This is a genomic window from Streptomyces sp. NPDC026092 (genome assembly GCF_040638605.1).
Taxonomy (GTDB): Bacteria; Actinomycetota; Actinomycetes; order Streptomycetales; family Streptomycetaceae; genus Streptomyces.
This window is the reverse complement of record NZ_JBEZYN010000004.1, coordinates 216,071-235,370: the sequence shown is the minus strand read 5'-3', so window position 1 is coordinate 235,370 and position 19,300 is coordinate 216,071. Positions and strand designations below refer to the sequence as shown.

Below are 19,300 nucleotides of genomic sequence, written 5' to 3'. Positions count from 1 at the left end.
AACTCACCAACTCCCTTGCGTTCGGGGCCGGTTCAACGAAGCGGAATACGGAAGGCCCGGGATCCGAAGATCCCGGGCCTCCCCTCGTCCGAAGGACGGACCAAAGACGGACTACCGCGCCGCGTCCGGGTGGACCGCGTCCGTGATCGGGCGGTCGGCGGTCGGGGTCTCCACGACCTTGGACTCGACCGGCTTGCGGAGCTGGATGTTCAGCTCGCGCAGGCGGGCCTCGTCCAGTTCCGTCGGGGCGCCCATCAGGAGGTCCTGGGCGTTGCCGTTGAGCGGGAAGGCGATGGTCTCGCGGATGTTCGGCTCGTCGGCCAGGAGCATCACGATGCGGTCCACACCCGGGGCGATGCCGCCGTGCGGCGGGGCGCCGTACTCGAAGGCGCGGAGCATGCCCGCGAACTCGTGCTCGACCGTCTCGCGGGAGTAGCCCGCGATCTCGAAGGCCTTGAACATGATCTCGGGCTCGTGGTTCCGGATCGCGCCCGAGGAGAGCTCGATGCCGTTGCAGACGATGTCGTACTGCCAGCCGAGGACGTCCAGCGGGTCCTGGGTCTCCAGGGCCTCAAGGCCGCCCTGCGGCATCGAGAACGGGTTGTGCGAGAAGTCGATCTTGCCGGTCTCCTCGTCCCGCTCGTACATCGGGAAGTCCACGATCCATGCGAAGCGGAAGACGTTCTCCTCGAACTGGCCGGCGCGCTTGGCGGCCTCGACCCGGACCGGGCCCATGATCTTGGAGACCTCGTCGAACTCGCCCGCGCCGAAGAAGATCGCGTGGCCCGGCTCCAGGCCGAGGCGCTCGGTGAGGACCTTGATGTTCTCCTCGGTGAGGAACTTGGCGATCGGGCCGGTGAGAGCGTTGCCCTCGCCCACGCGCACCCACGCCAGGCCCTTCGCGCCCAGGGAGACCGCGAAGTCGCCGAGGGAGTCGAAGAACTTGCGCGGCTGGTCGCCCGTGTTCGGGACCGCCAGCGCACGGACGTGCTTGCCCGCGAAGGCCTTGAACTCCGACGCCTCGAAGACGTCCGAGATGTCGACGAGCTCCAGGGCCGTACGCAGGTCCGGCTTGTCGTTGCCGTACTTGAGCATCGACTCGCGGAACGGGATCCGCGGGAACGGGGACGTGACGTGACGACCGCCGCCGAACTCCTCGAAGATCTCCGTCATCAGCTTCTCGATCGGCTGGAAGACGTCCTCCTGCTCGACGAAGCTCATCTCGACGTCGAGCTGGTAGAACTCGCCCGGCGAACGGTCCGCACGCGCGTCCTCGTCGCGGAAGCACGGCGCGATCTGGAAGTAGCGGTCGAAGCCGGAGATCATCAGCAGCTGCTTGAACTGCTGCGGCGCCTGGGGGAGGGCGTAGAACTTGCCCGGGTTCAGACGGGACGGCACGACGAAGTCGCGGGCGCCCTCGGGGGAGGTCGCGGCGAGGATCGGGGTCGCCATCTCGTTGAAGCCGAGAGCCACCATCTTCGAGCGGATGGAGGCGATGACGGCCGACCGCAGCATGATGTTGCGGTGCATGCGCTCGCGGCGCAGGTCGAGGAAGCGGTACTCCAGGCGCCGCTCCTCGTTCACGCCGTCGTCCGTGTTGACGGTGAACGGGATCTGCTTCGCCGCGCCCAGGACCTCGACCTCGGCGGCCTCGATCTCGACCTCGCCGGTCGGCAGCTCCGGGTTGACGTTCTCCGCGCCACGCGAGACGACCTTGCCGTCCACGCGGACGACGGTCTCCTTCGTCAGCTTGTCGAGCACCTCGGCGGCGGCCGTGCCCGGCCGGGCGACGAGCTGCGTGATGCCGTAGTGGTCGCGGATATCGATGAAGAGGATGCCGCCCAGGTCGCGCCGATTGTGCAGCCAGCCGCTCAGCCGGACGTCGGTGCCGACGTCAGAGGCGCGGAGCTCGCCGCAGGTGTGGGACCTGTACCGATGCATCGTCGTTCATCCAGTCTTCGGGATCTACGGGAATCAAGGGGGTGCGCCGCCGTGACGTGACATCGCATGCCATGGCAGGGCGGCAGACCCCGCCCAGCCTACCGGGCGACCCAAGATCGCATTTCGAATACGCTCAGTGGCGACCTTCTGTCCGATATTCATAAAGTGGGGCAATGCGCACCGAGGACGTCCTGGCCGCGATCGCGACCGGCCTGTGGCGCTGGGACAACGCATCCGGGATCGTCACCCTCGACGCCGAGGCCGCCCGGCTGCTCGGGCTGCCCGCCGAACCGGTCCAGCTCACCGAAGCGGCCGTACGCTCCCGGTTTCATCCCGTCGACTGGAACGAGATCGACGGGGTCGTGAACCTCGCCGTCGCCGAAGGGACCCTCGCCGAGGCCCGGCTGCGGATCATGGACGGCCACGGACGGGTGATCCGTACCGTACGGAGCAGGTCCAAGCCGCTCATCGAGGGCGAGGACTACCAGCTCGTCGGCACCCTCCAGGAAGTCGCCGAACCGCAGCCCGGCACCGCCGCCCGCACCCCCATCACCGGCGACTGGCGCCGCTCCCGCGAGGCCTTCCTGCTCGACGCCGGCCGTGCGCTCGCCGAGGCCCGGTCCACCGCCGAGGTGCTGCGGGTCGCCGCCTCCCTCTCCATGCCGGGCTTCTCGCCCGACGGACTCGCCGTCTTCGGCGTCGCCGGCGAACGGCTGACGATCATCGGCCACCACGGGCACAACGTGGGCGACGAGGGCCCCTTCACCTCGATGTCGGTCGACACCGACTACCCGGCCGCCGAGGTCGTACGGACCGGGCGGGCGATCTACCTCCCGACACCGGAGGAGTACCTGCGGCGCTTCCCGGTGACCTGGCCCCTGGCGCAACGATTCGGCAGGCAGTCCTGGGCCTACCTCCCCCTCATCGTCGCGGGCCGCACGATGGGCGCCTGGATGGCCGCCTTCAAGCACCCCGTCGCCTTCACGCCCGACGAGCGCTCCGTCCTCACCACCGTCGCCCGCATGCTCGCCCAGGCCCTCGCCCGGGCGGGCGTCGCCGAGTCCGAGCGCGAGCTGTCGCTGGGCCTCCAGCGCACGATGATGCCCGTCCTCGGCCCCGGGATCCCCGGTCTGCACGTCGCCGCCCGCTACGTGCCGACCGGCGGCGGGCTCCAGGTCGGCGGCGACTGGTACGACATGATCCAGCTGCCCGGCGGCCGGATCGCGCTCGTCATCGGCGACGTCCAGGGCCACGACGTGCGCGCCGCCGGGCTGATGGGCCAGCTGCGGATCGCCCTGCGCGCGTACGCCTCCGAGGGCCACCGGCCCGACGCCGTGCTCTCCCGCGCCTCCCGGTTCCTGTACGGGATCACCAACGGGGAGACCCCGGACAGCCCCGACAGCGGGCCGCGCTTCGCGACCTGCCTCTACCTGGAGATCGACCCGGTCACGGGCATCGTCGACATCGCCCGCGCCGGGCACCCCGACCCGGCGGTCCGGATGACCGACGGAACGGTTCTCCTGCGGCCCACGGCCGGCGGGCTGCCCCTCGGCATCGACTCCGACACCGACTACCCGACGACCCGGTTCACGCTGGAGCCCGGCGAGACCCTGATGATGTGCACCGACGGGCTCCTGGAGACCGGCGGCCACGACCTCGACAGCGGCTGGGAACGCATCCGTACGCTGCTCGAAGGCCACGACGGCGAATCCCTGGAGGAGCTCGCCGACAGCCTCGTGGAGGCCGTCCACGGCCCCGGCTCGCACCACACCACCGGCCCGCTCGCCGACCGCCGCGAGGACGACATCGCGGTCCTGCTCCTCTCCCGCCAAGGCCCGACCGCCCGCCAGGCCCCGCGCCGCACGATGATGACCATCGCCCAGGCCGAGCCGGAGCGGATCGCGGCGGCCCGCCAGCACATGCGGCAGCTGCTGCACGACTGGACGGACGAGGACCAGATCGACTCGGCGGTCCTGATGGTCTCCGAGATGGTCACCAACGTCCTCATCCACACCGACGGCGACGCGCTCCTGGTCGCCGAGGTGACCTGCGACGACGCCTCCAAGCGGCGGATGCGGGTGGAGGTCTCCGACGCCAGCGACGAGCTGCCGCACAAGCGGCACCCGGGGGAGATGGCGTCCTCGGGGCGCGGCCTGGTGCTCATGGAGATGCTGGCGCACGCGTGGGGGGTGGATCCGCGGGGCGAGGGCAAGTCGATCTGGTTCGAGCTGAACGAGCCGCCCGCACCGATAGAGGGGGCCTAGCCGGCCGACGCGCGGCGGGTCGGCGTGCGCGCGAGACTGGTGTCGTACGGCCCGCCGCCGGGGGGACCACGGAGCACCCCATGGACACCCACAAGGTCGGAAGCGACACCACCGTCCTGGCCGACAGCCTCGAAGTCCCGGGGATCGGCCACCTCCCCATCAACGCGTACGTCCTCACCGCCACGGAACCGGTTGTCGTCGACACCGGGCTCTCCCTCTCCGACCGGGACTTCGTCGAGACCCTCGGCTCGGTCGTCGACCCAGCCGACGTCCGCTGGATCTGGCTCACGCACCCCGACCGTGACCACACGGGCGGCATCTTCGACCTGCTGGAGGCCGCGCCGCGCGCGAAGGTCGTGACCACCTTCATCGGCGCCGGGATCATGACCACCGAGCGTCCGCTGCCGATGGACCGCGTGTACTTCCTCAACCCCGGCCAGTCCATGGACGTCGGCGACCGCATCCTCGACGCGTTCCGCCCGCCGCTCTTCGACAACCCGGCGACCGTCGGCTTCTACGACGAGAAGACCCGCATCTGCTTCAGTTCCGACTGCTTCGGCGGGCCGATGCCGACCGCCGAGCTCGCCGAGAGCGGCCACGCGAACGACCTCAAGCCGGAGGAGCTCCGCCAGGCGCAGCTGCTCTGGGCGACCCTGGACAGCCCGTGGGTGCACGCCGTGGACCCGGCGAAGTACCGGGCGACGATGGAGCCGTTGCGCGACATGAACCCGGAGATCATGCTCTCCACGCACCTGCCGCCGGCCGTACGGATGACGGACCTGATGGTCGAGACGATCACGATGGCGCCGGACGCCGACCCGTTCGTGGGCCCGGACCAGGCGGCTCTGGAGCAGATGCTCGCGTCCTTCGAGCGGGGCGGAATGCCGGCGGCGACGTAACGGCTCCCGTCACCCCTCCTGCGGCTCGTACCGGCCCCGCAGCTCGCCGATCACCCCGAAGGCGGCCGCCGTGACGGGTACGGCGAGCAGCATGCCCAGGATCCCGGCGACGGAGGCCCCCGCGGTGATCGCGAGCATGACGACGGCCGGGTGCATCTGGACGGTACGGCTCTGGATCGCGGGCTGGAGGACGTTGCCCTCGATGACCTGGACGGCGAGGACCACGCCCAGGACCCAGAGCGCGATGACGAAGCCCCGGTCGGCGAGGGCCACGAGGACGGCGATGGCCCCGGAGAGGAAGGCGCCTAGGTACGGGATGTACGCGGTCACGAAGACGAGCGCGCCCAGGCCCACGGCCCCGGGGACCCGCAGGATCAGCAGCCCGATGGTGATGAGAACGGCGTCGACGAGGGCGACCAGGGTCGTCCCGCGCATGAAGCCCTCGACGGCCTCGAAGGCGCGGCGCCCCATGGCCTCCAGCATGTCGCCGGTCGAGCCCGGGGCGAACGAGCGCAGGGCGCCGGCGGCCTTGTGGGAGTCACGGAGGAAGAAGAAGATCAGCAGCAGGGCGAGCACGGCCATCGCGGCGACCTGGCCGACGATGCTGATCCCGGAGATCACCCCGGACGCGGCGGTCCCGCCGAACTTCTGCAGCAGCGACTTCGCGTTCTTCGCGAGGTCGTCGATCGAGGTCCCGGCCGCGCCCAGGTGGTCGGCGATGTCGAGGGCCGCCTGGCGCAGCGAGGCGATGATCTGGTCGCCGGTCTCGATGAGCGCGGCGACCACGATGTACGTCGCGCCGCCCACGAAGGCGAGGACGGCGAGGACCGTGAGCCCGGCGGCGAGCGACTGCTGCACCTTCATCCGCAGCAGGCGCCGGTAGAGCGGCCCGAGCAGCGCGGTACCGAGGATCGCGAGCAGGACGGGCGTGACGGCCGTCTGGAACACGATGCACAGCCAGATCCCGACCGCGACGACCCCGGCGACCAGCAGCAGCACGGCACACCAGGCGGCGGTCCGCCGAGCGGCTTCGGGAAGGAGCGGCCTCTGGGGGCCCTGCGTCTGCACCCGTCCACCGGACCACGCCTCTCGGCGCGTCGTCCTGCGCTACGGGCCGGACGAGTGACGCTCCGTCAGCGCGCGTACGGCGGTACGGGTACGGCGGTACGCGTACGGGGCCGGGCAAGCGCCCGACCCCGTACCCGTACTTCTGCTCGTACTACCGCTACTCGCCCATCCCGTGCACCGCCGGGATCGTGCCGAGGCGGCCCGCCTGGAAGTCCTCGAAGGCCTGGCGGAGTTCGGCCTGGGTGTTCATGACGAACGGGCCGTAGTGCGCCATCGGCTCGCGGATCGGCTGTCCGCCGAGGACGACGACCTCCAGGTCGGGCGTGTGCCCGTCCTGCTTCTCGTCCGCCCGGACCGTGAGCGCGCCGCCCTTGCCGAAGACCGCGGTCTGGCCCATGTGGATGGGCCTGCGCTCCGTACCGGCGGAGCCGCGTCCGGCGAGGACGTAGACGAGGCCGTTGAAGTCCTCGCGCCACGGCAGGGTCACCTCGGCGCCCGGCCGGACGGTCGCGTGGATCATCGTGATCGGCGTGTGGGTGATGCCGGGACCGGCGTGGCCGTCGAGCTCGCCCGCGATGACGCGGAGCAGCGCGCCGCCGTCGGGGGAGGTCAGCAGCTGCACCTGGCCGCCGCGGATGTCCTGGTAGCGCGGGGCCATCATCTTGTCCGAGGCCGGCAGGTTCACCCACAGCTGGAGGCCGTGGAAGAGGCCGCCGGACACGACGAGCGCCTCCGGCGGGGCCTCGATGTGGAGCAGGCCGGAGCCGGCGGTCATCCACTGGGTGTCGCCGTTGGTGATGGTGCCGCCACCACCGTTGGAGTCCTGGTGGTCGAAGATCCCGTCGATGATGTACGTGACCGTCTCGAAGCCGCGGTGGGGGTGCCACGGCGTGCCCTTGGGCTCACCGGGGGCGTACTCCACCTCTCCCATCTGGTCCATCATGATGAACGGGTCGAGGTACTGGTAGTTGATCCCGGCGAACGCGCGGCGCACCGGGAAACCCTCGCCCTCGAAGCCGGACGGGGCCGTGGTCACGGCGAGCACGGGGCGGGAGACGGCGTCGGCGGGGGCGGCGACGCGCGGGAGCGTCAACGGGTTCTCCACAGTCACTGCAGGCATGGTCGGAACCTCCTTCTGCGTCGAGTTTAGTTGAAACTCGAACTTTCTGCCACACCCGGCAGAACAGGAAGGGCCACCGGGGCATTCCCGGGGCCCGAAGGGCATCGGGATCGGGACATCAGGGTCATGACATGACGAAGGTCTAACCGGACGGCCGTGGCCCCAACCCAGGAGCCCTACGGCGCGTCCTACCGTGCGTGATGGAACTCTTCAACGTCGACGGCAACGACGACGAGTCGGCCGCTCCGCGCTCCGGCCCCTGGTGGAAGCACGTGCTCGCGACGGTCGTGGTCACCGTCTGCGGACTGGCCCTGGGCTGGTTCGCCGCCACCTTCCGGTGGGGTCCGCCCGAATACGGCATCCCGGCCGCCGCGCCCGGCTCCCCCTGGGCGCTGCTCGCCGCCTGCGGGGCCGCCGGACTGGCCGCCGCCGGACTCCTGCGCGGTGCCGCCGCGCGGTTCCCGCTCTACGCGCCCGGCCGGATCGGCTTCGTCCTGGTCTTCCTGGGCACCCGGCTCGCACTCGGCTTCCGGCCGGAGCCGGCGGAGCTGGCCGCGGGCGCCGGGCTCGCGCTGCTCGCCGCCGCGGGCTGGTGCGCGTTCGCCTGGCGCACGCACCGGGGCGCCCTGCCGAAGGAGGCGTAAGGGCCGGCGATCAGCCGTACATCCGCCGCATCGCGAAGTCGACCATCTGCTCCACGGCCTTGGCGTCGAAGACCATCCGGTGGTCGCCCTCCATGTCGAGGACGAAGCCGTAGCCGGTCGGGAGCAGGTCGATCACCTCGGCGCCCGTGATGACGAAGTACTTCGACTCCTTGCCCGCGTACCGCCGCAGCTCCTTGAGCGACGTGAACATGGGGATCACCGGCTGCTGGGTGTTGTGCAGGGCCAGGAAGCCGGGGTTGTCACCGCGCGGGCAGTAGACCTTCGAGCCCGCGAAGATCTGCTGGAAGTCCTCGGCGGACAGGGAGCCGGTCGTGAAGGCCCGTACGGCGTCGGCGAGGGACGGCGGGGACGGCTCGGGGTAGAGCGGCGGCTGCTGGCCGTACCCCTGCCCCTGCATCCCGGGCATCCCTCCCTGCATGCCCGGCATCCCGCCCGCCATCGGCTGCTGGGGCGGCGGGGCGTACTGCTGCTGGGCACCCGGATTCTGCTCGTAGCCGTACATGGCGCACAGCCTAGCGAGTGAGGAACCGTAGCGATTGTCGTCACAGATGACCGGATAGGGGTTGCTTCTTATTACCGGTGGGTAGCATCATCGGAGAGAGCATTAGCTACTCGCTGGTACTCGCCGCACGTGTACGAGGAACCTGCCTCCCCGATCCTTACGGAGCCGTCGCCATGGGGCACTACAAGTCGAATCTCCGCGACATCGAGTTCAACCTCTTCGAGGTGCTCGGGCGCGACAAGGTGTACGGCACCGGTCCGTTCGAGGAGATGGACGTCGAGACCGCCAAGAGCGTCCTGGAGGAGCTGACCCGCCTCTCCGAGAACGAGCTGGCCGAGTCCTTCGCCGACGCCGACCGGAACCCGCCGGTCTTCGACCCCGAGACCAACACCGCGCCCGTCCCGGCGAGCTTCAAGAAGTCGTACCAGGCCTTCATGGACTCCGAGTACTGGCGTCTCGGCCTGCCCGAGGAGATCGGCGGCACGACCTCCCCGCGCTCCCTGATCTGGGCCTACGCGGAGCTGATCCTCGGCGCGAACCCGGCCGTGTGGATGTACTCCTCCGGCCCGGCCTTCGCCGGCATCCTGCACAACGAGGGCAACGAGGCGCAGAAGAAGGTCGCGCAGATCGCCGTCGAGAAGCAGTGGGGCTCCACCATGGTCCTCACCGAGCCCGACGCGGGCTCGGACGTCGGCGCCGGCCGCACGAAGGCGGTCCAGCAGGAGGACGGCTCCTGGCACATCGAGGGCGTGAAGCGCTTCATCACGTCCGGTGAGCACGACATGTCGGAGAACATCCTCCACTACGTCCTCGCCCGCCCCGAGGGTGCCGGCCCCGGCACCAAGGGCCTCTCGCTCTTCCTCGTGCCGAAGTACCTGTTCGACTGGGAGACCGGCGAGCTGGGCGAGCGCAACGGCGTGTACGCGACGAACGTCGAGCACAAGATGGGCCTCAAGGCCTCCAACACGTGCGAGATGACCTTCGGCGACCAGCACCCCGCCAAGGGCTGGCTGATCGGCGACAAGCACGACGGCATCCGCCAGATGTTCCTCATCATCGAGTTCGCCCGCATGATGGTCGGCACGAAGGCGATCTCCACCCTCTCCACGGGCTACCTCAACGCCCTGGAGTACGCCAAGGAGCGCGTCCAGGGCACCGACCTGGCGAACTTCATGGACAAGGCCGCGCCCAAGGTCACCATCACGCACCACCCGGACGTCCGCCGCTCGCTGATGACGCAGAAGGCGTACGCCGAGGGCATGCGCTCCCTCGTGCTCCACACGGCCGCCGTGCAGGACGAGATCCAGCTCAAGGAGGCCGCGGGCGAGGACGCCAAGGCGCTCCACGGCCTGAACGACCTGCTGCTGCCGATCGTGAAGGGCTACGGCTCCGAGAAGGGCTACGAGCAGCTCGCGCAGTCGCTCCAGACCTTCGGCGGCTCCGGCTTCCTGCAGGAGTACCCGATCGAGCAGTACATCCGGGACGCCAAGATCGACACCCTCTACGAGGGCACCACGGCCATCCAGGGCCAGGACTTCTTCTTCCGCAAGATCGTCCGCGACCAGGGCGCGTCCCTGAACACGCTGGCCGAGGAGATCAAGAAGTTCCTGGCGGTCGGCACCGGCGGCGAGGAGCTGGCCGGCGCCCGCGACGCGCTCGCCAAGGCGGCCGTGGACCTGGAGGGCATCGTCGGCAAGATGCTCACCGACCTCACCGCGACCGGCGAGGACGTCAAGAACATCTACAAGGTCGGCCTCAACACGACCCGCCTGCTGATGGCCTCCGGCGACGTCGTCGTCGGCTACCTGCTCCTGAAGGGCGCGGCGGTCGCCGCCGAGAAGCTGGCCGCCGGCGCCTCCGCCAAGGACCAGGCCTTCTACGCCGGCAAGATCGCGGCCGCGAAGTTCTTCGCCGCGAACGTCCTGCCGGGCGTGGGCGCCGAGCGCGCGCTCGCCGAGGCGGTCGACGGCTCGCTGATGGACCTGGACGAGGCCGCGTTCTAGTCACCTAGACACGCACCGCGTCCAATGAGGAACGGCTCGCTCCCGGGGAGGGGAGTGGGCCGTTCCGCTTTACTGGAACGAGTCACCCCGCAGGAGGGGTTCGTTCCGTCTATCGGGGCCCCGGCGCCGTATTCCGGGGCGTGCGTAAGGTGAACCCATGACGAGCACCGCCCGCTTCGACCGCGGCCACACCGACGACCTCATGACGTTCCTGGCGGCTTCCCCGTCGCCGTACCACGCCGTGGCGAACGCCGCCGAGCGACTGGAGAAGGCCGGCTTCCGCCAGGTCGAGGAGACCGCCGCCTGGGACGGCACAACCGGCGGCAAGTACGTGATCCGCGGCGGCGCTCTCATCGCCTGGTACGTACCGGAGGGCGCGTCCCCCCACACCCCGTACCGGATCGTCGGCGCCCACACCGACTCCCCCAACCTGCGCGTGAAGCCGCACCCCGACATGGGGACGCGCGGCTGGCGCCAGGTCTCCGTCGAGATCTACGGCGGGACGCTCCTCAACACCTGGCTCGACCGCGACCTGGGCCTCGCCGGCCGGCTCACCCTGCGGGACGGCAGCCACCACCTGGTGAACGTGGACCGCGCCGTGCTCCGCGTCCCGCAGCTCGCCATCCACCTCGACCGGCAGGCCAACGAGGGCCTCAAGCTGGAGCGGCAGCGCCACATGCAGCCGATCTGGGGCCTCGGCGAGGTCCACGAGGGCGACCTGATCCGCTTCGTCGCCGAGGAGGCGGGCGTCGACGCCGAGGACGTCGCCGGCTGGGACCTGATGGTCCACGCCATCGAGGCCCCCTCCTACCTGGGCCGCGACCGCGAACTCGTCGCGGGCCCGCGCATGGACAACCTGATCTCGGTCCACGCGGGCGTCGCCGCCCTGGCCGCCGTCGCGGGCCGCGCCGACCTCCCGTACATCCCGGTGCTCGCCGCCTTCGACCACGAGGAGAACGGCTCCGAGGCCGACACCGGCGCCCAGGGCCCCCTCCTCGGCAACGTCCTGGAGCGCTCGATCTACGCCCGGGGCGGCGCGTACGAGGACCGCGCCCGCGCCTTCGCCGCCTCCATCTGCCTCTCCTCCGACGTCGGCCACGCCGTCCACCCCAACTACGCGGAGCGCCACGACCCGACGCACCACCCGCGCCCCAACGGCGGCCCGATCCTCAAGGTCAACGTCAACCAGCGGTACGCCACGGACGGCGGCGGCCGGGCGGTCTGGGCGGCGGCCTGCGAGAAGGCCGGCGTGCCGTGGCAGACCTTCGTCTCCAACAACGACATGCCGTGCGGCACGACGATCGGCCCGATCACGGCGGCCCGCCACGGCATCAGCACGGTCGACATCGGCGTGGCCTGCCTCTCGATGCACAGCGCGCGCGAGCTGTGCGGCGCGGAGGACCCGTACCTGCTGGCGAACGCGCTGGTGGCGTTCCTGGAGGGATGACCGGCCGCATCCCGGGTACCCGATCCCAACTACCGCCTCAGGAGGTGGGATTCATGGGACTCGGAGGATGCATCATCCTCATCGCTGTCGGCGCGATCCTCACGTTCGCCACGGACTGGCAGCTCGAAGGCGTCAATCTCGACCTGGTGGGACTGATCATGATGGTGGTCGGTCTCATCGGCCTGGTGACCTTCACCAGCATCGCCCGGCGCCGACGGATCGTCGTTCCCCCGGCCGCACCGACGGTCGTCGAACAGGAACAGCGCGACCGCGGCTACTGAGCCGCCGTACGAAACATCCGGGAAAGGTCCCTCCTGACAACGTCGGCCTCATGGATCGTCATGAGGGCCCACCCCGGGGGAAGTTCATCGGCTGCCTCGTCGTGGCCGTGCTGGTCGGCACGGCTGCGGCGGGCCTCGTCATCGCCGAGTACAACGAACGCCCGCCCTGGGGTACCGACATCGCCTACGAGGGCGGCTATCTGCAGGCCGTCCGCATCCGGAAGGCGGACCCGACCGGCGAGCGCGCCCGCGCGTTGCTGAACGGTGAGTGCGCGAGCATGGAGCGCACGGGGGTGGGCGGCGACCGGGCCGTGCACGACCCCGCCGCCTGGGTCTCCGGGTGCCTGGACGGGGCGGCGGGCCGCCCGTCCAAGAACCAGGGGCTGGTGCACTAGGAGACGTTGGGCGGGCCGCCGGACAGGCCCTAGGAGGCGTCCATCCCGGCGAGGATGAGCGGCAGCCTCGATGCGCCGGCTTCGGTGACCTTCACCGGAACCCCCCAGTCCTGCTGGTGCACATGGCAGGCCGGGTACTCGTTGGCCGGGTCGTCGTCGCAGGAGGCGGCCATCGCGGAGACGTGCAGGACGCCCTCGGTCAGGGCCGGGTTCAGTTCGAGCTCCCGGAAGAGGTCCGTGCCCGTGCCCTCGCCGTCGAGCAGCAGCTCGGGCGGCGTCGAGGAGACGAGGAGCCGGGTGGAGGGGCCGTAACGCTCGTCCAGCTTCTGGCCGGTCGGCGCCTGGAAGACCACGTCGAGCCGGAGGCGGCCCGGGGCGACCTCGGTGGCCTCGCGCTGCGTGCGGTGGGCGACCGCCTCGACCTGGACGGCCTCCTCGGGCAGCCGCAGCCGGGTGAGCCGGTGCCGGGCGGACTCGACGACCACGATCTCGTCGCCGACGAGCACGGCGTCGCTCGGCTCGCGCAGATCGGTGGCCAGCGTCGTGACCTCGCCGGTCGCGGGGTCGAAGCGGCGCAGGGCGTGGTTGTACGTGTCCGCGATCGCGACCGATCCGTCGGGGAGGGCGGTCACGCCGAGCGGGTGCTGGAGGAGGGCCTGGTCGGCGGCGCCGTCGCGGTGGCCGAAGTCGAAGAGCCCGGTGCCGACGGCGGTGTGGACGGCGCCGTCGGTGTCGATCCAGCGGACGGCGCTGGTCTCGGAGTCGGCGATCCACAGCCGGTCCTCGGTGGCCGCGAGCCCCGAGGGCTGCGCGAACCAGGCCTCGTCGGCGGGTCCGTCGACGAGCCCCTCGTTGGTCGTGCCGGCCGCGACCTGGACCGTGCCGGTCTCCGGGTCGTACGTCCACACCTGGTGGACGCCGGCCATCGCGATCCACACCTTGCCCTGCCACCAGGCGACGTCCCACGGCGAGGAGAGGTCCACGTCGAGGGCGGACCCGGAGGTCGGCGACCCCTGCCACCACTGCTTGCCGGTACCGGCGATCCGCTCGATCAGACCGGTCGCGGGGTCGTACGTACGCAGCGCGTGGTTCACGGTGTCGGCGACGACGACCTTGCCGTCGGGCAGCAGCGCGAGCCCCTGCGGCTCGCGGAACTCCCCGTCCCCGATCCGCCGCACGACGGTCTCCCCGTCGGCCTCGAGCTCGACGAGCTGATGCCGGGTGGTGTCGGAAACAAGGAAGTTCCCGCTTTCGAGCAGCACGGCCTTCCCGGGAAACCGCAGATCGGTAGCGACCGGCTCGGGCTGCACGTACGGCCCGTCCCCGCGCCGCAGCGTCCCCTTGGCCGCGTGCTCGGCCTCCAGCTCCTCGACGAGCGTACGGATCGCGTTGGCATGCCCCTCACCCGCGTGCTGGGCGACGACGTACCCCTCGGGATCGATGACGACAAGCGTCGGCCACGCCCGCACGGCGTACTGCTTCCAGGTCGCGAGCTCCGGATCGTCGAGCACGGGGTGGTGCACCTCGTACCGCTCGACGGCATCGACGACGGCCTGATGCTCGGCCTCGTGCACGAACTTCGGCGAGTGCACCCCGACGATCACCAGCGTGTCGCGGTGCTTCTCCTCCAGGTCACGGAGTTCGTCGAGGACGTGCAGGCAGTTGATGCAGCAGAAGGTCCAAAAATCGAGGATCAATGTGCGACCTCGGAAGTCGGCGAGCTTCAGGTCCTTCCCGCCGGTGTTGATCCAACCGCCCTTGCCGATCAGCTCGGGGGCACGGACACGGGCACGGCGGCGGGGCTCGGGCGCGGGGGTGGGCGCCGGGGCGGCATCGTTCATGGTTCAAGCTTGCCATCCGGGCGTGAAGGGCGGATCACGCGCATGTGGCAGGGGGCAAGGGTGACTGCAGAGGGACACGAGACAGGCGCCGGCGGGACGGCGGCAGAGCCGGTGAAGACGTTCGCGGCACTGCCGAGCCGTCCGGATGACGGGCGGGCCCTGTTCGCCGGGTGTCTGGAGGACGTCATCCGCGTCGTCGGGCTCGGCATCGCCGATGACGAGGAGCCCGGTGAACGACGCGCCCGGGAGCGCCGGGCCCGGACGGCTCTGCGTGAGGCCTGCCTCCGGGGCATGAACCTTTCCGAGGAGGCCTTCGACGCGCTGATCAAGGCCGCCGTCCATGACCCCGATCCGAGCTTCAACCGTCAGTTCGTCGAGCCGGCGCTGAACGCGTTCGGGCAGGGGCGCGTCCAGTCCGCCCTCCTCGGGTACCTGCGGACCGGTACGAACCCGCAGCGGGCGGGCGCCGCGCGGGCCTGGTACTGGTCGGCCCTGCCGCCGCGGATGCCCCACGTACGGGCGCAGGACCCCGGCGCCGCAGGCCGGGCGAAGCCCGATCATGTCGCGGACGACTGGTACGGGACCGCCCTGCGCGAGTTCGTGGCCAACGAGGACCTGGACGTGCGGCGCTGCCTCCTCCCCGGGCTGCCGCTGCGGAAGTCGGCGTACCCGCCGGAGCTGCACGACCTGGTGGACGCGGCGGTGGCGACGGCCCGGTCCCATCCGGACGAGTACATCCGCCAGCGCGTGGAGCACCAGGTCGGCGACTGACGCCGAACCAGGGAGGTCGGCGTCAGCGCACGGGTGGCCGGGGGTGGGTGGACCAGTGTTCGTCGGCCGTGATGCCCATCATGACGAGGTCGTGGTAGGCGCCCGCGAAGAATTCGTGCTGGCGGAGGCGGCCCTCCTCGACGAAGCCGAGGGAGCGGTGGAGGGCGAGGGAGGCGTCGTTGAAGGCGTGGATCTCGACCTCGCACTTGTGGAAGCGGCGTTCGGCGAACATGTACGTGAGGGTGAGCGCGACGGCCTCCCTGGCGTAGCCCTTGCCGCGGTGTTCGCGGGTGATCTCGATGCCCGTCTTGAAGCGGCCCGCGCGGGTGTCGGTGTCGCCGACCGTCACGGATCCGGCGAAGGTCCCGTCGGTCAGGGTCTCGACGACCAGGCGGAAGGCCTCGCCGCCCGGTTCGCGGCCGGCTCGTTCGGCGGTCCAGGCGCGGAAGCCCTCCGCCGAGCGCGGGGGCTCGACGAGGTCCGCGTTGCGTACGTCGACGGTGTCCTCGGCCAGCGCGCGGAAGCCTTCCCAGTCCTCCGACTCGACACCCCGCAGGCGCACCTTCCGCCCCACCCATATGTTGCTCATGGCGCCCCACGGTAGGGGCGGGACGGAGTGAAGCGCCTCCGATTTGGGAACGCATCCCGGCATGAAATATCTCGTACGGGACAAAATCTTCGCGATCGGCGACGACTACTGGATCGAGGACGAGCGCGGTCGGCACGCCTTCCTCGTCGACGGGAAGGCCCTGCGGCTGCGGGACACGCTGGAGCTGAAGGATCCGCTCGGGCAGGTGCTGGTCACGCTGCGGCAGAAGATGTTCAGCCTGCGGGACGCGATGACCATCGAGCGGGACGAGCGGCCGCTCGCCACCATCCGCAGGAAGCGGCTCTCGCTGCTCCGCAACCACTACCGGGTCACCCTCGTCGAAGGCACCGAGCTGGACGTCAGCGGGCGGATCCTGGACCGCGAGTTCACCGTCGAGTACGACGGCGAGCTCCTCGCCCACATCTCCCGGCAGTGGTTCCGCGTCCGTGACACGTACGCCGTGAACGTCGTCCGCGAGGACACCGACACGGCTCTCCTCATCGCCGTCGCGGTGTGCGTGATCCGGATGGCCGAGCGGGAGCGGGAGGACTAGGCAGTGTCTGACAAGTGATCACCTGGCCGGCTCGCGGAGCCGGAGGATCAGCGAGGCCAGGACGACTCCGGCGCGGTAGCGGTCGGCGAGCTTGCCGAACCTGGTCGCGATCGCCCCTCCACCTGCGGCCCGCCTCCCGCTCCCGTCCGCCGCGTCGGGGGCGTCCTGCTTGCTTTGTGGGTTCACCCCCGTCTAATCTCGTCACTGTGACGATAATCGCTCAGCGGCCCCGCTCCCTGCGGGTGTTGACTCCAGGGGCCTCGATCCGCCGACGCGCGCACGGCCGTGACGTCGAGCACGAGCCTGGAGCCACGCCGACGCGCGCACCGGCCGCCCGCCTGCACTGCAAACCCTCGAAGAGTTGCGGCCGCGGTGGCATCGACAATGACCTCAGGACGGATAAGTGAGCATGTTCGGAATTCCGGTAAATCCCTTCGACCTCTCCGAAGAAATGCTGAGCCGAATATCCGCCGATGAATCATGGACCCCGACCGAGGCGGAGATCCCACACGTCGATGCCAGGGTGATTCGCCATTTCCTCTCTCCGGCTGAAGTGGAGGCATTCGCGACCGAACTCGCTGCCCAGCGCTTTGCGCCGGTGGGTCTGGACGGCATCGCCGCCAACTACACAGAGGGAGATCCGGTCGGCTCGCTCCGTGCCACGGCCGAATCCGAAGTCTTGGCGGCAGAGTTCTACCGCAGACTGCGGACGTTTCTGTCGTTCGAAGTAGGACCGGACGATCCGACGGATTCAGACGGAAGGTCCTGGAAGCCGGCGTTCGTCAATCCGCGCATGCGCTTCGTCAGGTACGAACACGGCGGATTTCTTGTCCCGCACTACGATTCGCCCTATTTCGCCCCCGACGGAACGCGAACCCACCTGACGGTCGTCGTCTACCTGTCGTACGAGGCAGTGGGCGGAGAAACGCGGTTCATCGCCGACAAGCAGAACGAACTTCCCTTTGCGCAACGCGACTTCTCGGACTGGCCCCGGCTGGCAGAGCCTGAGGAGATATTGAGCGCCCACCGCCCCGAACCGGGCGATGCGCTCCTCTTCTGGCATCGGACGCTTCACGACTCGGCCCCACTTCTTGAGGGGACGAAAACAATCCTCAGAACCGACGTGCTCTACGAGCCGTGCTCCCCCTGACACTGCCTAGCGCCCCAGCACCCTGTCCTTGAGCGCCGGGAACTGGTCCCTCGTCGTCGTCACCCGCGCCACGTCCAGCTCCACGCGCAGGATCTCCTCGTCCGGGCCCGCCTCCGCGAGAACCTCGCCCCAGGGGTCCACGACGATCGAGTGGCCCGCCTGTTCCACGCCCGCGTGGGTGCCGGCCGTGCCGCAGGCCAGCATGTACGCCTGGTTCTCCACCGCCCGCGCCTGCGCGAGGAGCGTCCAGTGGGCGCGGCGGCGGGCCGGCCAGCCCGCCGGGACGACGAAGGCCTGGGCACCCGCGTCCACCAGGCCCCGGAACAGCTCCGGGAAGCGCAGGTCGTAGCAGGTGGCCACGCCGAGGGTGAGGTCCGCAGCCGGGTCCGCGTCCGGGACCGTGAACGTCACCAGGTCCTCGCCCGCCGCCATCATCACGGCCTCGCCCTTGTCGAAGCCGAAGCGGTGGATCTTGCGGTAGTGAGCGGCCAGGTCCCCGGTCGGGGAGAAGATCAGCGAGGTGTTGTAGAGGGCGCCCGCCGCCGCCTCGACGATCGAGCCCGCGTGCAGCCAGACCCCCGCGTCGCGCGCGGCCGCCGCCATCGCCTCGTACGTCGGTCCGCGCAGCGGTTCCGACTCCGCCGCGAACAGCTCGTAGGCGAACGCGCCCATCGGCCACAGCTCCGGCAGGACCACGAGATCCGCGGCGCCGCGCTCCGCCCGTACCAGCTCGGCCACGCGCGCACGGCGCGAAACGACCGGTTCGTCCGGGTCTACTGCGATCTGGATGAGGGAGGCGCGCACACTACCACCGTCCTGGCATTCGAACCGTCAACACAGGCCTACGATCGTCACACGAAAGCACTGCCGGGGTGCCTTCGGGCAGCGTAACTTAGCGTCCGAGCCTCCCACGCAGTCTCCAGCCCGCCTGTCCGCTCGATCGTCAGCCCGTGCACCGCAGAACCGCCGAGGGGTCCCGTGACCGTCCATCCCAGCCTCCAGACCTACGCCGACGCCTGGACCCACTCCATCGAAGCGATAGCCGAGTTGGTGCAGCCGCTCGTGGAAGGCGAATGGAACCGCGCGACACCGTGCCCGGGCTGGTCGGTGCGCGACATCGTGTCCCATGTGATCGGCATGGAGTGCGAGATGCTGGGCGACCCGCGCCCCATCCACTCGCTGCCCCGCGATCTCTACCACGTACGCGGTGAGTTCTCCCGCTACATGGAGATGCAGGTCGATGTGCGCCGGCACCACACCGGCCCCGAGATGACCTCGGAGCTCGAGTACATCCTGATCCGCCGCGCCCGCCAGCTCCGCAACGAGAACCGGCAGCCCGACCACCTGATCCGCGCCCCCCTCGGCGCCGAGCAGACCCTGGAAGTGGCCTACCGGATGCGCGCCTTCGACGTCTGGGTGCACGAGCAGGACCTGCGGACCGCCCTCGGCAGGCCGGGCAACCTGGACTCCCCCGGCGCGCTCGTGGTCCGGGACAACCTGCTCGTGGGGCTGGCCAAGGTCGTCGCGAAGGACGCGGGCGCGCCCCCGAACTCGGCGGTCGTCGTCGACGTGCACGGGCCGGTGGAGTTCCTGCGGACGGTCCGGGTGGACGCGGAGGGCCGCGGCTCGGTCGACGGCGCGCCGTCGCTCGGCCCGGCGGTGACGCTGGCGCTCGACTGGGAGACGTACGTACGCCTCGCCTGCGGCCGGGTCCGGCCGGCGGCCGTCGCCGACCGGATCAAGATCGAGGGCGACACGGAGCTGGCCCAGGCCATCCTGGACAACTTCGCCGTCACTCCCTGACGTACGGC

General features: G+C 70.3%; 18 protein-coding genes and 1 pseudogene. 11 read left to right on the top strand and 8 right to left on the bottom strand.

The features are described 5' to 3' along the window. Positions 1-111: 111 nt before the first annotated feature. Positions 112-1,941: an aspartate--tRNA ligase gene (gene aspS / locus AB0F56_RS08355; RefSeq protein ID WP_362005588.1), complete on the bottom strand. Its 1,830-nt coding sequence runs from the start codon at positions 1,939-1,941 to the stop codon at positions 112-114. Positions 1,942-2,114: 173 nt separating this feature from the next. On the opposite strand from aspS, the gene AB0F56_RS08350 reads away from it, so the two are divergent. Next, on the top strand, positions 2,115-4,205 hold the full coding sequence (locus AB0F56_RS08350) for a SpoIIE family protein phosphatase (RefSeq protein ID WP_362005587.1): 2,091 nt from the start codon (positions 2,115-2,117) through the stop codon (positions 4,203-4,205). A gap of 80 nt (positions 4,206-4,285) precedes the next feature. Further along, the gene (locus AB0F56_RS08345) at positions 4,286-5,104 is read left to right on the top strand and encodes an MBL fold metallo-hydrolase (protein ID WP_362005585.1); all 819 of its coding nucleotides are present in this window, start codon (positions 4,286-4,288) and stop codon (positions 5,102-5,104) included. 9 nt (positions 5,105-5,113) lie between these two features. On the opposite strand, the gene AB0F56_RS08340 is transcribed toward AB0F56_RS08345, so the two are convergent. Together AB0F56_RS08340 and AB0F56_RS08335 are read right to left on the bottom strand one after the other, a co-directional pair. Next, positions 5,114-6,103, bottom strand: a complete 990-nt coding sequence (locus tag AB0F56_RS08340; RefSeq protein ID WP_362005582.1) for an AI-2E family transporter — start codon at positions 6,101-6,103, stop codon at positions 5,114-5,116. 226 nt (positions 6,104-6,329) lie between these two features. Beyond that, entirely contained in the window at positions 6,330-7,292 is a 963-nt protein-coding gene (locus tag AB0F56_RS08335) for a pirin family protein (protein ID WP_362005579.1), read from the bottom strand. 200 nt (positions 7,293-7,492) lie between these two features. Here AB0F56_RS08335 and AB0F56_RS08330 point away from each other — a divergent pair, with 200 nt between their 5' ends. Beyond that, a complete protein-coding gene (locus AB0F56_RS08330) occupies positions 7,493-7,936 on the top strand; it encodes a hypothetical protein (protein WP_362005576.1) in 444 nt (147 codons plus the stop codon). 10 nt (positions 7,937-7,946) lie between these two features. On the opposite strand, the gene AB0F56_RS08325 is transcribed toward AB0F56_RS08330, so the two are convergent. Beyond that, complete coding sequence (locus tag AB0F56_RS08325; protein WP_362005575.1) at positions 7,947-8,459, bottom strand: SseB family protein; 513 nt, start codon at positions 8,457-8,459, stop codon at positions 7,947-7,949. 173 nt (positions 8,460-8,632) lie between these two features. Between AB0F56_RS08325 and AB0F56_RS08320 the strand changes: the two genes are divergently transcribed. The 4 genes from AB0F56_RS08320 (at position 8,633) to AB0F56_RS08305 (ending at position 12,585) form a co-directional block, all read left to right on the top strand. Beyond that, on the top strand, positions 8,633-10,462 hold the full coding sequence (locus tag AB0F56_RS08320) for an acyl-CoA dehydrogenase (RefSeq protein ID WP_362005573.1): 1,830 nt from the start codon (positions 8,633-8,635) through the stop codon (positions 10,460-10,462). A gap of 157 nt (positions 10,463-10,619) precedes the next feature. Continuing rightward, positions 10,620-11,909: a M18 family aminopeptidase gene (locus tag AB0F56_RS08315; RefSeq protein ID WP_362005571.1), complete on the top strand. Its 1,290-nt coding sequence runs from the start codon at positions 10,620-10,622 to the stop codon at positions 11,907-11,909. 53 nt (positions 11,910-11,962) lie between these two features. Further along, positions 11,963-12,190, top strand: a complete 228-nt coding sequence (locus tag AB0F56_RS08310; RefSeq protein ID WP_362005569.1) for a DUF6458 family protein — start codon at positions 11,963-11,965, stop codon at positions 12,188-12,190. A gap of 50 nt (positions 12,191-12,240) precedes the next feature. Next, complete coding sequence (locus AB0F56_RS08305) at positions 12,241-12,585, top strand: hypothetical protein (protein WP_362005566.1); 345 nt, start codon at positions 12,241-12,243, stop codon at positions 12,583-12,585. Positions 12,586-12,614: 29 nt separating this feature from the next. Here the strand turns inward: AB0F56_RS08305 and AB0F56_RS08300 are convergent, their stop codons facing one another. Beyond that, complete coding sequence (locus tag AB0F56_RS08300) at positions 12,615-14,426, bottom strand: NHL domain-containing thioredoxin family protein (RefSeq protein ID WP_362005563.1); 1,812 nt, start codon at positions 14,424-14,426, stop codon at positions 12,615-12,617. Positions 14,427-14,486: 60 nt separating this feature from the next. Here AB0F56_RS08300 and AB0F56_RS08295 point away from each other — a divergent pair, with 60 nt between their 5' ends. Then, the gene (locus tag AB0F56_RS08295) at positions 14,487-15,197 is read left to right on the top strand and encodes a hypothetical protein (protein ID WP_362005561.1); all 711 of its coding nucleotides are present in this window, start codon (positions 14,487-14,489) and stop codon (positions 15,195-15,197) included. Positions 15,198-15,219: 22 nt separating this feature from the next. On the opposite strand, the gene AB0F56_RS08290 is transcribed toward AB0F56_RS08295, so the two are convergent. Further along, positions 15,220-15,786 (bottom strand): GNAT family protein, encoded by a 567-nt coding sequence (locus tag AB0F56_RS08290; RefSeq protein WP_362005559.1) that lies wholly within the window; start codon positions 15,784-15,786, stop codon positions 15,220-15,222. A gap of 61 nt (positions 15,787-15,847) precedes the next feature. Here AB0F56_RS08290 and AB0F56_RS08285 point away from each other — a divergent pair, with 61 nt between their 5' ends. Further along, a complete protein-coding gene (locus AB0F56_RS08285) occupies positions 15,848-16,339 on the top strand; it encodes an LURP-one-related family protein (protein ID WP_362005556.1) in 492 nt (163 codons plus the stop codon). A gap of 18 nt (positions 16,340-16,357) precedes the next feature. Here the strand turns inward: AB0F56_RS08285 and AB0F56_RS08280 are convergent. Then, a pseudogene (locus tag AB0F56_RS08280) lies at positions 16,358-16,453 on the bottom strand (IS5/IS1182 family transposase); the annotation flags it as partial. A gap of 295 nt (positions 16,454-16,748) precedes the next feature. Between AB0F56_RS08280 and AB0F56_RS08275 the strand changes: the two are divergent. Continuing rightward, the gene (locus AB0F56_RS08275; protein ID WP_362006145.1) at positions 16,749-17,489 is read left to right on the top strand and encodes a 2OG-Fe(II) oxygenase; all 741 of its coding nucleotides are present in this window, start codon (positions 16,749-16,751) and stop codon (positions 17,487-17,489) included. Positions 17,490-17,495: 6 nt separating this feature from the next. Here the strand turns inward: AB0F56_RS08275 and AB0F56_RS08270 are convergent, their stop codons facing one another. Next, on the bottom strand, positions 17,496-18,293 hold the full coding sequence (locus AB0F56_RS08270) for a carbon-nitrogen family hydrolase (protein WP_362005553.1): 798 nt from the start codon (positions 18,291-18,293) through the stop codon (positions 17,496-17,498). A 174-nt stretch (positions 18,294-18,467) separates the two neighbouring features. Here AB0F56_RS08270 and AB0F56_RS08265 point away from each other — a divergent pair, with 174 nt between their 5' ends. Beyond that, positions 18,468-19,292 (top strand): maleylpyruvate isomerase family mycothiol-dependent enzyme, encoded by an 825-nt coding sequence (locus AB0F56_RS08265; protein WP_362005550.1) that lies wholly within the window; start codon positions 18,468-18,470, stop codon positions 19,290-19,292. Positions 19,293-19,300 lie beyond the last annotated feature (8 nt).